Origin of the sequence: Hyphomonas oceanitis SCH89 (genome assembly GCF_000685295.1) — a bacterium.
Lineage (GTDB): Bacteria > Pseudomonadota > Alphaproteobacteria > Caulobacterales > Hyphomonadaceae > Hyphomonas > Hyphomonas oceanitis.
This window is the reverse complement of the sequence record NZ_ARYL01000022.1, coordinates 57150-71204: the sequence shown is the minus strand read 5'-3', so window position 1 is coordinate 71204 and position 14055 is coordinate 57150. Positions and strand designations below refer to the sequence as shown.

Sequence of the window (14055 nt, the reverse complement as noted above, 5' to 3'; positions counted from 1 at the left end):
GGGACGGCAGGCAAGGCCAGCTCTATGACCGGGACGGTGAACGCGCCGATGGCAAGGCGTTTCTGGAGCGCAGCAGCGAGGATCGCCATCAGTTCCGGTTCATTGTGTCGCCAGAGGATGGCACGGCACTCGGGGACCTTAAGGCGACCACACGCCAGCTGATGAAACAGATGGAACAGGATGTCGGCACGCCGCTCGACTGGGTAGCGGTCGATCACCACAATACCGGCCATCCCCACAGTCATGTCATCGTGCGAGGACGCGGTGCAGACGGCGCAGATCTCGTCATCGCGCCGGACTATCTCATGAAGGGGCTTCGCGGACGGGCGCAGCAGGTCGTGACCGAGACCCTCGGGCCCCGCCGCGACATGGACATTGCAAATGCTGTGCGCCGTGAGGTCGGTCAGGACCGGTTTACGGGGCTGGACCGGGAACTCTCAAATCTGGCGCAGGGCGGGGAGGTAGCGGTCGTGGGCGCGAGCGGATCAGCTGACCGCTTCCGACAGGCGCTGCACCGGCAACGCATGAGGCATCTTGAGGGCCTCCATCTCGCTGAGAAGACGGGGCAGGCGACATGGCGTCTGAAACTTGGTTGGGAAAAGGCCTTGCAGGCCATGGGGCGTCGCGGCGACATCATCCGGTCCTTGTCGGCGGGCCTCTCTCCCGAGCATGCATCTGTCGGGGTCCGGTTTCTGGAGGAGCGAGGTGCAGATCGCGCGCCGTTTTCCGGCGTGGTGCTTTCGCAAGGTCCTGTCGATGAGCTACGCGATACGCGCTTTCTGATCGTCGAAGATGTGAAAGGGTCGGCCTGGTATGTTCCTGCACGCAACCTGGGTCCGGGTGAGATGCCAACCAAAGGCGCGGTTGTTGAGGTCGGCGACATGCGGGCTGAGGCCCGGAAGGCAGATCATGTGATCGCGGGCATCGCGGAGCGGTCGGGCGGGCTCTATTCTGACGCGGTGCATCTGGCGGAAGATCCGGTATCCTCTTCAGCTTACCGGCTGGCATACAAGCGACGCCTGGAGGCGCTTCGCAGGTCAGGGATTGCCGACCGGCGGGCGGATGGGGTCTGGGAGATTCCGCATGACTATCTTGAGCGGGCAGCTGCGTTCGAGGCTACCAAAGGAGACGTGTCGGTGCGGGTGCGATCATGGATGGCGCTGGAAAGCCAGGTGAACGCACGGGCGCTGACCTGGCTGGACGGTGTCGACGCTGCGGGGGATGGGGAGCTGTCCGAACGGGTCGTGGCCGCCAGACGTGCGCGTCTTGCGTTCCTTCAGCAGGAAGGTTTGCTCGGACCGGATGCGCAAGAACTCTCAAACGCAGCGCGGGTCCAGTTGAGATCAGAGGAACTGGATAGGGCAGGGGCGCGTGAAGCTGGACGCTCGGGGCGCGCGCAGGTGACGGCTGGCGATGGTCAGGCCTTTGAAGGGAAATTTGAGCGGACGATGGATCTTGCTCAGGGGCGCATGGCGCTTGTTGGAAACGAAAAGGCATTCGCCCTGGTGCCATGGCGACATGATCTGGAACGCTATCGGGGACAGAGCCTCATACTGGAGCAAAGGGCTAAGGGAACGGGATGGACACTCCAGCCCGGAAGGGCACGCGGTATATCGAGATGAGTGAAAGGTCGGTCTGGTGGTCTGCTTAGGTCAGCTTTGTAATTCGTCCTGAACAATGCGAGGACGTCTCTCAATCAGGGCCAGCAATACCCTTGCCGGACCGTCTGGCCTGCGCCGTCCTTGCTCCCAGCCTCGTAAGGTCCCGACCGCCACGCCAATACTCCTGGCAAACTCTGCTTGTGAGAGGCCGGCGCGGGCGCGGATCGCGACCACATCCGGCTCCGGGACGTCAACCTGATGGACGCGCGCTCCTACATCCTTGCCTTTGGCGTGGGCCAGGGCGTCTTCAAGGCCTTGCTTGATGCTCTTATATGCGTCGCTCATTTTCTGGCTCCATAGGTTTCCGCGATCAGATCGCAGAGCTTAATGAGATCGGCCTTTTCAGACCGGGAGATATTCGCCTTCTCGTTCTTGGCAAACGCAGTCAGCAGGAACAGCGGCATGTCCGGGGCGCGGTAGAAATGGAGCACACGATAGCCACCGCTCTTTCCGCTGCCGCGTCTCGCAATGCGAACCTTCCGCAGACCACCCCCGAGCGAGATGCCAGCCTCGGGATTTTCGGCCAGCTGGTCGATGACATCCATCCGGTCTTCATCTGACATTCCAACAGCATTCGCGCGCTTTATGAATTCTGGTGTTTCGATAACCGTTTGATGCGCCATTCGTGTTGCTCCACATATACGTCAATGACGCATATGTCAATGACGCAGTCCGCATTCTGATCTGATCCGGTGGGTAACGCGTTTACCGCCGGTTGAAAACTTGCCTTCGAGCGTTGCAGACGTTTGCAGCCATTCACACTGGTTACGAGCGCTTGGAGGCCAGACACTGGCCGCGTTTGTCCTGTGTCGGAGTCTGCCCTGATGTCACCTTCCAAAATCCTGATCGGTCAGTTCCTGATCGTGCTCACAATCATCGTGTTGACCATGTGGGGGGCGACCCAATGGACCGCGTATGAGCTTGGCTATCAGCGAGGGCTTGGGCGGCCATGGTTCCTGCTGGACGGCTGGCCGGTCTACAAACCCTGGCGCCTGTTTCAGTGGTGGTATGCCTATGAGGCCTATGCGCCCATCGTGTTTGCAAAAGGCGGGGCCATCGCAGCGAGCGGCGGCTTGCTAGGCATTGTGGCAGCGGTCATCGGATCAGTCTGGCGGTCGCGCTGGGAGCGGGGGGTGACGACCTACGGCTCTGCCCGCTGGGCGGAGAAGACTGATCTGGTCAAGGCCGAACTGCTTGGCGGAGACGGCGTGTTTCTGGGTCAGTTTGAAGGTCAGTACCTGCGTCATGACGGACCAGAGCATGTCATGGCCTTTGCGCCGACACGTTCGGGCAAGGGTGTTGGCCTGGTTGTGCCCACGCTGCTGTCCTGGACGGGCAGCGCGGTCATTCACGACATCAAGGGAGAGAACTGGCAGCTGACCTCGGGCTGGCGTTCACAGCTTGGTCCCTGTATCCGGTTTGATCCGACAGATGAATTGTCGCCCCGCTACAATCCGCTCCTGGAAGTGCGCAAGGGCAGGTTCGAGGTGCGTGATGTCCAGAACATTGCAGACATTCTGGTGGACCCGGTCGGCAGTCATGAAAGCCGCGACCATTGGGACAAGACAGGCTACGCGCTGCTCGTGGCCGTCATGCTACATGTCCTCTATGCCGAAGAGAACAAGTCGCTCGCCGGCTGCGCCGAGTTTCTCTCGCATCCGGAACGGACAATCGCCCAGACACTTCAGACCATGCTGACAACACAGCATCTCGTTGATGCAGGCGGAATATCGCGCGTTCATCCCTATGTGGCGAGAGGCGCGCGGGCGATGAAGAACAAGTCAGACAATGAGCGCTCAGGGGTCTTGTCGACCGTGCTGACCCTGCTCGAAGTGTTCAGCGATCCCATCATTGCAGATCTGACATCGACCAGCGACTGGGGCGTGATGGATCTGGTGGAAGCTGAACGGCCAGTATCGCTCTATCTGGTGGTTCCACCATCCGATATTTCGCGGACGCGGCCCCTCATGCGCCTGATCCTGAATCAGGTCGGGCGCAGACTGACAGAACGGCTGCCAGATCCTTGTCGCCGAAAGGTCCTTCTGATGCTGGATGAATTTCCAGCACTCGGACGGCTCGACTTCTTCGAAACGGCGCTCGCGTTCCTCGCAGGCTATGGCATCCGGGCCTTCCTGATCGGGCAATCCCTCAATCAGATCGAAAAGGCCTATGGGCCCAGCAACGCGATCCTCGACAATTGTCATGTCCGCGTCGCGTTTGCCAGCAATGACGAGCGGACGGCCAAACGGATATCGGACTCATTAGGGGCAAAGACCGAACTTCGCTCCCAGAAGAACTATACCGGACACCGGCTGTCGCCCTGGCTCAGTCACATGATGGTCTCACGCCAGGAAACGGCCCGCCAGCTTATGACGCCGGGCGAGGTGATGCAGATGCCGCCAGAAAGGGAAGTGGTCATGGTGGCAGGTGTGCCGCCCGTTATGGCAGACAAGCTTCGCTACTATGAGGACCGGAACTTTATACCCCGCGTCCTGGCGCCCGCACCCAGTGCGATCGAGCCAATCAGTCAGCGCATCCACTGGCAGGAGCCCGGGGCAGCTCAGATCTGTCCAGCAGGGGCGATGACGGTGACCGGGCAGGAGAGTGGCGGACGGGAGCGGTCGGTGGATCTGGGATTTCCGGACAAGACGGCTTCGCCCGAACCTGAACCGGAGATCGGGATTAAGCCTGAAGAAGGTGTGCAGCCGGACCTGGATGAGGCTCTGGAGACCGTCCGGCGCGCCGCTACGCTTGATGTGGCCGACGATAAAACGCTTCCCGGGTTCTGATGAAAAAACCGCACCGCCTGAACATTCGTGTGACGTCCGCTATGCTGCGCCAGCTTGAGCGAGAAGCGCATGGGCATGGCGTCACAATGACCGCTATCATCGAGACGGCCCTGCAACGCTATTTCGACACCGAGGAAATTGAACCGCTGGATTCCCGTGTCATCCGGCGGCTGGACCGGATGGAGCTGAGTATCGTCGACATCGAGCGGGATGTCGCGATCGGGCTTGAGACGCTGCAGCATTATATCTTCTACTGGCTGACACGAACGGAACCGATCCCTGAAGGGGAGCGAGATGCCGCGCATGCGCTTGGCCAGCGACGGTTTGATTACTTTATTGAACAGGTGGCCAGAAAAATGGGCAACCATTGATCCTGGAAAGCGGTTCTACCAAGTGAACGGCGCAGACTCGCAGTTCAGGGGTTCACGATGCGCCTGCATATAGGTGGGGAGCAAGGGGGCGTCGATACTTTCCTTATGGTCGACTTTCAACGCCTGGACGAGATACGCGTTCAGAACGGATGATGAGCACGATAACGACTCGCCGTTCTGTTTTTCGGCAAACAGAGCGAGGGCCCTTATCGGAAACACTGGAAAATCGCTTCTGCGCTAATCTGTATTTGGCAATGCGTAAGCGATCACATAGTCACCGGACTTGGTTCCTGTAAACGCGTGGCCACCTGCAGCAATCACCACATATTGCCGCCCCTCATATTCATATGTCATAGGCGTTGCTTGACCGCCAGCGGGCAATCGGCCTTTCCAGAGCTCCTTTCCGGTTTCAACATCAAATGCGCGGAGGTAGTAGTCGAGCGTCGCGCTCAGAAAAATCACGCCTCCTTTGGTGATGGCTGGGCCACCGATATTGGGTGTGCCAAAATTTAGCGAAATGCCGCCCGGTGCGAGATCTTTGGTTGTGCCTATGGTTCGGCGCCAAACAACGTTGCCAGTGCTCAAGTCAACGCCGGCCATCACACCCCAGGGCGGCGGGCTACACGGCAGACCAATTGGAGAATTGAGGAGGCCACGGGCGAGTGTGTAGGGCGCGCCTTCCATTGGCGCAAACTCTGCGCCGTCACGAATCACGGACGTTTTGATATCCTCGCCCGACCGCTCGTCCAAGCGAGCAAAGCTGGCGACATTGCTCATGTTGACGACGAGAAGGTTGCGGGCTGGGTCAAATGCAGTGCTCCCCCAGTTTCCGCCGCCGCCTGGGAAAGGATAGGTCAGTGTTCCGGTTGTACTCGGCGGAGTGAACAGTCCCTCGCCGCGAAGGCTGCGAATTTTCTTCGCGCATGCTCTTTTGTCCCAAAGCGTAATGCCAAACGCATCCTTCGGATCAAGACGGTTATTTACCAAAGGCGCTGTGTTGACCGGAAACGGCTGAGTTGGGGACAGAACTTCACCGGGGACGCCGCCTTGTGGAACGGGGCGTTCTTCGACAGGCAGAAAAGGTTCACCCGTTTCTCGGTTGAGCACGAAGACGAGGCCGGTCTTGGTCACTTGTGCGACGACATCATGAACTTCGCCATCGCGCCAGACCGAATATAGACCGGGCTGGGCTGGAACATCATAGTCCCAAAGATCATGGTGGACGGTCTGGAAATGCCAGACGACCCTCGCTTCAGCTCTTTCGTCAGAAGGGCTGGTGCAAGGCGGCAGGTCCCGCGCGTGATCACGCAGGTGAGGTCAACCATGCTTCACCAGGGTTTCCGACGCCCTGAGCACCTGTGAACCAGGAGCCCCGGATGCGCGCACGGATAGCGGCAGTCGCAATGAGACCTTGTGTGCTGGAATGCACATGTGGTGGGATCATGCTCTGCCAGGGTTTCCGACGCCCCGAGCCTCTTCATGCAAAGATGCTGAGGATTATTCTAAGGGAGGAGGCGCATGTTTGCAACCTGGAAAAGAAATAGGTGGGCCGTCGGAAAACCGCGAAGCATGCGCAACGGGGCACAGGTTTTGATCCGGAGACCTTATCGCTGTGCCGGCCCACCCGGGGTGGACGTCTATCCGATTGCAACCGGAATGGGAAGGTGGAACGGGTGCAGTCCGGTGTTCCGGAAACGCGCTGCTAAAGATAAAGGACCCCGATCAAGCGGGTTTGGCCAGTATCAGTTCGTTCTCCCCAAAAGGACGCCGAGGCATGGCTCCGTCCATGATTACCAGCCCTGCTGATCATGTCGGCCTCCAGTGAACAGGCATTTCGCGACATGATCGCACAGACCCCCTCCGCAATTACGTCCGTTCGAAAATCGCGGCCATGCCTTGTCCGCCGCCAACGCACATGGTTTCCAGACCATAGCGGACATCGCGGCGGGCCATTTCGTGTAGCAGTGTTGTCATGATGCGAACGCCGGTCGCGCCAATCGGGTGCCCGAGAGAGATGCCAGAGCCATTGACATTGAGGATAGACTGATCGTCCCATTCAAGCCCCTTCAGGCAAGCGAGAACCTGCGTGGCGAATGCTTCGTTGATTTCAATGAGTCCGATGTCCTGCATGGACAGACCGGTTTTGTTCAGGACCTTTTGTGTTGCGCTGACCGGGCCAATGCCCATGTGCGAAGGCTCGCAGCCGACTGCTGACCAGCCTTTCAGGAAAGCCATCGGCTTCAGTCCAAGGGCATCAAGCCTGTCTTCGGAAACAATAAGGCATGCGGCCGCAGCATCATTTTGCTGGGCCGCATTTCCAGCGGTTACGGTGCCGTCCTTCATCAGGACGCGCAGCCGGCTCAGGCCGTCGGCGGTGGTGTCCGGGCGGATACCTTCGTCGCGTTCGAAGATAACAGGTGCGCCCTTGCGTTGCGGGACCTCGACGGAGACAGTTTCTGCATCAAACTTTCCCTGGTCCCAGGCTGCTGCAGCGCGCTGGTGGCTTCTGGCGGCATAGGCGTCTGCCTCCTCGCGTTCGATCTGGTAGTCACGCGCAAGATTTTCTGCTGTTTCAATCATTCCGGAAATGTAGCCAAACCGCTCTTCCGGCTGGGAGCGTTCGCGGCCACGGTCGAGGCGGTCATAGAGGCGGGTCGTGCCGGATCGGGCGCCCCAGCGCATATCGGTCGTGTAGTACTCGATATTGGACATGCTCTCGATGCCGCCGGCGAGGACGACATCGCATGCGCCGGATTGAACCATCATGGCTCCGGTGACGATGGATTGAAGGCCGCCACCACACCGACGATCAAGCTGCATGCCCGGAACCGTCACCGGCAGGCCGGATTCCAGAGCGATCCAGCGTCCGACGCAGGGTGTCTCGCTATTGGCATAGGACTGGGCAAATACGAAATCCTCGATCAGGGCCGGATCGATGCCGGTCCGCTTCAGGACTTCCTTCACCACAACGGCGCCGAGTTTCTCGACGGGCATGTCGCGAAGGGATTTCCCGAACGCGCCGACAGGCGTTCGGACGGGACTGACAATGGCGGCGCGAGGCATGGCGGGATTCTCCTGGAATAGCTGTTGATGCGCGGTCAGGGGCGCGACGAAAGGGATTGAGCGAAGTGAACCATCCGTGGGCCGATGTCGGCTTCAATGCGTTCACGGTCGAGATCAAAGGCCGGTCCGCCGCAATTGAGGGCGAGCCAGGTGTCGTGGTCCCGGTCGAGGACGGGCGTCGCAACGCCGCGAACATTCTTGCGCCATTCACCTTCGACGATGCAGAAGCCCTTGTCCTTCACGTCGGCGATGGCCGCGCGGACCCGATCTTCCAGCTCCGGCCATTCGGCACCGTAAAAGACCGCCCATCGGGCGAAGAGGATGCGAAGCGCATCGTCATCCAAAGTCGATAGATAGGCGCGACCCGCCGCGCTCTTTGCCATGGACATGCGAGTGCCGATCTCCGGCATCAGATCATCTGACGTCGTGGCAATACTGGCCGCGATGTAGATCATGGTGTCCTTGTCGGGCCATGAAATACCAACTGTGCCGCCAGCCAGGTTTGCGATTTCCTGCATTTTTCGCTGGGCGAGCTGGCGAATCCGGAAGCTGCCAAGCACGGAATGAGAAAGCGAAAGAAGGTTGGACGTCGGGAAGTATTGCCGGTTGCGCGTGCGCTCAAGATAACCGAGCTCGGTCAGAGTATACGTAATCCGGCTGACCGTTGCCTTGGCGATTCCGGTGCGTTCGGACAGGTCACCATTTCCCATCGCGCCTTCTTCCGGGCGGAAAGCCTGCAGCAATTGCAAGGTTCGCGCGACCGACCAGATAAATTTCCGGTCTTCACCATAGGATAGTTCCAAATCTGAAAGTTCAGGGGCGCGAGGGAGTCCGGCCGTCAGTGAGACGTCTGAACTCGTCAGCTTTTGCGAAGACATATGCTTTCTCTTTCGACGATTTTTCCATCCGAAGGCCGCAGGGGATGCCTGGAAGTTTATCCCACACAATTTTAAAAATGAAGCCTTGTGTAGCAAAAATGAAATGATAGTTTCGCATAGCGGAATTACTGCCGAGTCGATTTGAGGTGAGCGCGGTTGTGGGTGGCGAGGACAAGAACCATGAATGCAGGTATTGAGAGCGACGTTTTTGATCAGCTCTTGGAGGTGGTGCGGCGGTTCACGCAGGAACGCCTCATTCCCGCAGAAGCAGCTGTGGAAGAGGCTGACGACATTCCCGAAGACATTATCCAGGAAATCCGGGACCTCGGCCTGTTCGGAATCTCCATTCCTGAAGCCTATGGTGGCATCGGCCTGAACATGGCGCAGGAGACGCTTGTCATTGAAGAGCTCTGCAATGCCTCGCTTGCGTTTCGGTCCCTGATCGGGACGACCGTCGGAATTGGGTCCCAGGGGCTCGTCATGGACGGCACGGAGGCGCAGAAGCAAGCTTTCCTGCCGCGGCTTGCGACCGGTGAGATCATCTCCTCCTTCGCACTGACTGAGCCGGATCATGGTTCGGACGCGGCCCACATCCAGACCACGGCCCGCCGCGACGGCGATGACTTCATCATTAACGGGACCAAACGTTACATTACGAATGCAAGCCGCGCCGGCATGTTCACGCTGCTCGCGCGGACGGACCCGGACAAGGAGGGTGCAAGCGGTGTCACGGCATTCCTGATGCCCGCAGGTTCGCCCGGTATCTCACTCGGAACAACCGATAAGAAAATGGGTCAACGCGGAACGCGGACCTGTGACGTTTTGCTGGACGATGTCCGCCTGCCATCTTCGGCTATTATCGGCGGCCCGGACAATCTCGGAAAAGGCTTTTACACGGCGATGAAAGTGCTCGATCGTGGCCGAATTCATTTGTCCGCCGTGGCGACCGGGACGTCCCAGCGCATGGTCAGTATCGCGACCGAGTATGCACGCGAGCGCAAGCAGTTCGGCGTTCCGATCGGCCAGCACCAACTCGTCCAGGCGCTCCTTGCAGACAGTCAGACCGATCTGCTGGCGGCGCGGCACCTTTGCCGGGCGGCGGCGCGAAAGTATGACAGGGATGGCAGCGCGGTGCTGGAAGCGTCATGCGCGAAACTGTTCTCGAGCGAAGCCGCAGGGCGTATCGCCGACCGCTGCGTCCAGATCCATGGGGGGGCTGGTTACATCGCCGACTACCAGATCGAGCGCCTCTACCGCGATGTCCGGCTGCTGCGGATCTATGAGGGCACGTCACAGATCCAGCAGGTCATCATCGCACGCAACATGCTGAAATAGGTGTCGTCTGGACTCAAGGCGCCCGGACGGGCAGCCTCTGATGTCCGGCGACCATGAGAAGACGCCAAGGGAGTTTCCACCATGAAGACCTGTGCCCCAGACACGCACGATGAGCTGCGCGCGGCACTGCGCGCGCTCTGCGCTGAATTTCCAGCTGAGTATCACCGCAGGCACGGTGCGGCTGAGACGTATCCCGAGGAGTTTATCGACGCGCTGACCTCAGCGGGCTGGCTTGCGGCCATGATTCCGGAGGAGTTTGGCGGCTCCGGTCTCGGCCTGACAGAAGCCTCGATAATCATGGAAGAGATCAACCGCAATGGTGGCAATGCGGGCCATTGCCATGGCCAGATGTACAATATGGGAACACTCCTGCGTCACGGGTCAGCCGAACAGAAGGCGCGATATCTGCCGAAGATCGCGACCGGCGAGCTGCGCCTGCAGTCCATGGCGGTGACCGAGCCGACGACGGGAACGGACACGACCAAACTGAAGACGACGGCTGTAAAGAAAGGCGATCGCTATGTCGTCAATGGTCAGAAAGTCTGGATCAGCCGGATCCAGCATTCCGATCTCATGATCCTGCTTGCCCGCACAACACCGCTCAGCGAGGTCAAGCGCAAGTCCGAAGGCCTGTCGGTCTTCATTGTCGACCTGAAGCAGGCGCTCGGGTCCGGCATGCAGATCAAGCTGATCAACAACATGGTTGGTCACGAGACGAATGAGGTCTTCTTTGATGACCTCGAAATCCCCGAAGAGAATCTGATCGGGGAAGAGGGCAAAGGCTTCCGCTACATTCTCGACGGCCTGAACGCGGAGCGAACGCTGATCGCGGCGGAATGTATCGGCGATGGCTACTGGTTCATCGACCGCGCCGTGAACTATGCAGGTGAACGCGTCGTATTTGACCGCCCGATAGGCCAAAATCAGGGTGTGCAATTCCCGATTGCGCGCGCGTTCGTGAATGTCGAGGCGGCTAATCTTATGCGGTTTGATGCCTGCCGACGCTACGACGCAAGGCAGGACTGCGGGGCACAGGCCAATATGGCGAAGCTGCTGGCTGCGGATGCCAGCTGGCAAGCGGCGAATGAATGCCTGCAGGCTCATGGCGGCTTTGGCTTTGCCCAGGAGTATGACATCGAACGGAAATTCCGTGAGACGAGGCTCTACCAGGTGGCGCCGATCTCGACGAATCTCATCCTTTCCTATGTCGCCGAACATGTTCTTGGCATGCCACGCTCTTTCTGATTACGGTCAGGCAATGCGCCCTTATTCCTTTCCACTCTTTGTGCCCGCCACCCGGCCGGACCGATATGCAAAGGCGGCTGCATCCGGCACTGACACTGTCATCGTGGATCTCGAAGATGCCGTGAATGCAGACGACAAGGACGATGCGCGCACCAAGGCGCGTGACGCGCTTGCTGGCCTGGAGGGCGCCGATATCTGGCTGCGCGTCAATGGGACGGAGACCCCGTGGCATCAGGCCGATATTGCCGTTGCGGTGCAGAGCGGCATCGCTGGCATCGTATTGCCCAAGGCCGAATGCGCCGAGCAGCTTACCAAGGTACGCAGTGAGTTACGGCCTGGACAGGCTTTGATCGCTCTTGTCGAGTCTGCAAGGGGCGTGCGCGCTGCTTTCGACTTGGCGGAAAGCTGCGACCGGCTGATCTTCGGGTCCATCGATTTCGCGCTTGACCTCAGCTGTCAGCCGACGCGGGAGGCCTGCCTTGTTGCGCGCTCAACTCTGGTCATGGCATCAAGGGCGGCACGAATTGCGCCCCCCCTTGATGGGGTGACAAGCCGGATGGATGATGTGGCACTCGTCCGAGAAGACGCTGAACATGCCAACATGCTGGGTTTCGGTGGCAAGCTGTTGATCCACCCCAATCAGATCGCGCCAGCGCGTCAGGGATTTTCTCCTTCGCCGGAAGATGCTGCATGGGCTCGCAAAGTCATGTCCGGCGGTAGTGGCGGTGAGGCCAGGTCTGTCGATGGAGAAATGATCGATGCACCGCTCGTTGAGCGGGCTCGCGCAATTCTGGAACGCCTGGAGCGGCTCACATGACCGCTATTGATATCGATACATTGCAGGACTGGGTTGGAACCGAGGAAACACTCACAGACTGTGTGCGCGAGCCTGCTGTCAGGCAGTTTCGACACACGCTTGAAGACTATCTGGTCGATGCAGATCAAGAGATAGTGCCACCAGGATTTCATTGGACTCTGTTTCAGCCAATGGTGCCTTCAGCCCATCTTGGCGAAGACGGCCATACGCGATCGCTTGGTCTCCTTCCTGAAATGCCGCTGCCTTCGCGTATGTGGGCAGGTGGCGATGTTATGTTCCGCTCGCCGCTCGGCATCGGTGACGAAGTGGTTCGGCACACCAAGGTGGACCGTATCGAGGAAAAGGCGGGCGGGTCCGGGACACTGATCTTTGTGACCCTGTCTCACGAAATCGAAGTTCGGGGACGCGCGCATATTTCCGAGACACAAACCCTGGTCTACCGGAATCCTGGCATGCCGGCGGGCCGGGGATTACCTGGTCGGGAGCAGGGGACTGGCCGGCCGTTCCGGGCCGACAGTGTAATGCTGTTCCGCTACTCGGCTCTGACATTCAATTCCCACCGCATCCATTACGACCGTTCCTACGCCCAGGATGTCGAGAACTATCCAGACCTTGTCGTGCATGGTCCGCTTCAGGCCACTTTGTTGATCAATGATGTCGCGGCATCCCTGGGGCATTCGAGGATCGGCTTTTCCTATCGCGGTCTTGCGCCGCTTTATGTGGACGAAACTGCGTATCTGTGCCGGACGGGCGGAGGTGCGGGCGAAGCCTGGGTCGAGCGCGCTCCCGGTGACACGACGATGAAGGGCAAGTTTGTCCCGGTCTCCAAATCCTAACACCCGGCACATTCTCCCTCCATTTTTGGAGGGGGCTGGAGTTCTGGCGTTGAGTTGGGTCGCAAACCCGTAAGCAAAAAATATCGGGTGGATCGGGAAGAATGCGATTTACAAGTTTACTGCTCACCACTGCCCTTTTGGCGGTGGCAGCATGCGGTTCGCAAACATTTCCAGCTGGGTGAAAGATGCTCCCCTCAGCGACTATGAGACAGATCGGTTAAATTACGAAAGGAGGGTTTGTGGCTCATCCTGTCACTCGCCACGGAACGCGGGTTTGCGTTTGTTGAGGAAGGCGTCGATGCCTTCTCGGGCATCTGCCGTGCGTGCGGAGTCCGCGATGGCCCGGGCTTCGAGTTCCATCTGGGTTTCGATATTGTTGGTGGCCGAGGCGGCGAGGAGTTCCTTGACGCGGCCATAGGCGGCGGTTGGTCCGGCGGCGAACTGGGCAGCCAGCGCATTGGTGCGGGTGGCGAGGTCGGCTGCGGGGGCCACTTCATTGGCGAGGCCCCAGTCCAGGGCTTCGGCGGCCGAGAGGCGGCGGTTGGTGAGCATCAGCTCGCGCGTGCGGGCGGGGCCAATGCGGCGAGGCAAGGCCCAGGTGCTGGACCCGTCAGGCGAGAGGCCGGCAGCCGTATAGGCAATTGTGAAGTTGGCCGTGTCCGCCGCGATGACATGGTCGCAGGCCGCAGCGAGCGCCATGCCCGCGCCAGCAGCGGGGCCATTGACGGCGGCGATGACCGGCTGGCGCATGCGGGCGATGCGGGAGACAGCGGCATGCAGGTGAAACGTCAGCTGCTTCAGGAGGAAGGACAGGCGGTCAAGGTCGCCTGCAAAGGCGGCAAGGTCTCCGCCAGCGGAAAAGAAGCGGCCATTTCCGGTGAGGATCACCGCACGCACGTCGGGCGACTCGTCGCACTCGAGAAGCGCCTCTGCGAGTTCCCGGAGCAGGTCCAGGTTCATCGCATTGGCCGCATCCGGCCGGTTCAGGGTGAGGTGGGCCACGCCGCCGGACATATCGAGCAGCACATTTTCATACGGCATGGCCGGACTCTCTTTTCAG

At 59.7% G+C, this 14055-nt stretch carries 13 protein-coding genes; 7 read left to right on the top strand and 6 right to left on the bottom strand.

The window, feature by feature from the left end; all coding sequences use genetic code 11:
- Positions 1 to 1622 (top strand): DUF3363 domain-containing protein (locus HOC_RS14035; protein WP_035539618.1); only part of this gene is annotated, 1622 nt, incomplete at its 5' end.
- 30 nt (positions 1623 to 1652) lie between these two features.
- Here HOC_RS14035 and HOC_RS14030 read toward each other — a convergent pair.
- Positions 1653 to 1946, bottom strand: coding sequence for a helix-turn-helix domain-containing protein (locus tag HOC_RS14030; protein WP_035539615.1), 294 nt, complete (start codon positions 1944 to 1946; stop codon positions 1653 to 1655).
- On the bottom strand, positions 1943 to 2284 hold the full coding sequence (locus HOC_RS14025) for a type II toxin-antitoxin system RelE/ParE family toxin (protein WP_035539613.1): 342 nt from the start codon (positions 2282 to 2284) through the stop codon (positions 1943 to 1945). The genes HOC_RS14030 and HOC_RS14025 overlap by 4 nt, the downstream gene beginning before the upstream one ends.
- 201 nt (positions 2285 to 2485) lie before the next feature.
- On the opposite strand from HOC_RS14025, the gene traG reads away from it, so the two are divergent.
- Both traG and HOC_RS14015 read left to right on the top strand, forming a co-directional pair.
- The gene (gene traG, locus HOC_RS14020) at positions 2486 to 4450 is read left to right on the top strand and encodes an IncP-type conjugal transfer protein TraG (RefSeq protein WP_035539610.1); all 1965 of its coding nucleotides are present in this window, start codon (positions 2486 to 2488) and stop codon (positions 4448 to 4450) included.
- Positions 4450 to 4821 carry a ribbon-helix-helix domain-containing protein gene (locus tag HOC_RS14015; protein ID WP_035539608.1) on the top strand — a complete coding sequence of 124 codons (372 nt, stop codon included), beginning with the start codon at positions 4450 to 4452 and terminating at the stop codon, positions 4819 to 4821. Before traG ends, HOC_RS14015 begins: the two co-directional genes overlap by 1 nt.
- Before the next feature lie 237 nt (positions 4822 to 5058).
- Here the strand turns inward: HOC_RS14015 and HOC_RS14010 are convergent, their stop codons facing one another.
- The 3 genes from HOC_RS14010 to HOC_RS14000 form a co-directional block, all read right to left on the bottom strand.
- A complete protein-coding gene (locus tag HOC_RS14010) occupies positions 5059 to 6111 on the bottom strand; it encodes an outer membrane protein assembly factor BamB family protein (RefSeq protein WP_479682635.1) in 1053 nt (350 codons plus the stop codon).
- Positions 6112 to 6687: 576 nt separating this feature from the next.
- On the bottom strand, positions 6688 to 7884 hold the full coding sequence (locus HOC_RS14005) for an acetyl-CoA C-acetyltransferase (RefSeq protein WP_035539607.1): 1197 nt from the start codon (positions 7882 to 7884) through the stop codon (positions 6688 to 6690).
- Positions 7885 to 7919: 35 nt separating this feature from the next.
- Entirely contained in the window at positions 7920 to 8762 is an 843-nt protein-coding gene (locus HOC_RS14000; protein WP_051624906.1) for an IclR family transcriptional regulator, read from the bottom strand.
- 180 nt (positions 8763 to 8942) lie between these two features.
- Between HOC_RS14000 and HOC_RS13995 the strand changes: the two genes are divergently transcribed.
- The 4 genes from HOC_RS13995 to HOC_RS13980 all read left to right on the top strand — a co-directional run bounded on the left by HOC_RS13995 (position 8943) and on the right by HOC_RS13980 (position 12995).
- Entirely contained in the window at positions 8943 to 10097 is a 1155-nt protein-coding gene (locus HOC_RS13995; protein ID WP_156950493.1) for an acyl-CoA dehydrogenase family protein, read from the top strand.
- Positions 10098 to 10178: 81 nt separating this feature from the next.
- Complete coding sequence (locus HOC_RS13990; protein WP_035539606.1) at positions 10179 to 11342, top strand: acyl-CoA dehydrogenase family protein; 1164 nt, start codon at positions 10179 to 10181, stop codon at positions 11340 to 11342.
- A 13-nt stretch (positions 11343 to 11355) separates the two neighbouring features.
- Positions 11356 to 12159, top strand: coding sequence for an HpcH/HpaI aldolase/citrate lyase family protein (locus HOC_RS13985; protein WP_035539604.1), 804 nt, complete (start codon positions 11356 to 11358; stop codon positions 12157 to 12159).
- Positions 12156 to 12995, top strand: coding sequence for an HTD2 family dehydratase (locus tag HOC_RS13980; protein WP_035539603.1), 840 nt, complete (start codon positions 12156 to 12158; stop codon positions 12993 to 12995). Before HOC_RS13985 ends, HOC_RS13980 begins: the two co-directional genes overlap by 4 nt.
- Positions 12996 to 13247: 252 nt before the next feature.
- Here the strand turns inward: HOC_RS13980 and HOC_RS13975 are convergent, their stop codons facing one another.
- A complete protein-coding gene (locus HOC_RS13975) occupies positions 13248 to 14036 on the bottom strand; it encodes an enoyl-CoA hydratase/isomerase family protein (protein WP_035539602.1) in 789 nt (262 codons plus the stop codon).
- Positions 14037 to 14055 lie beyond the last annotated feature (19 nt).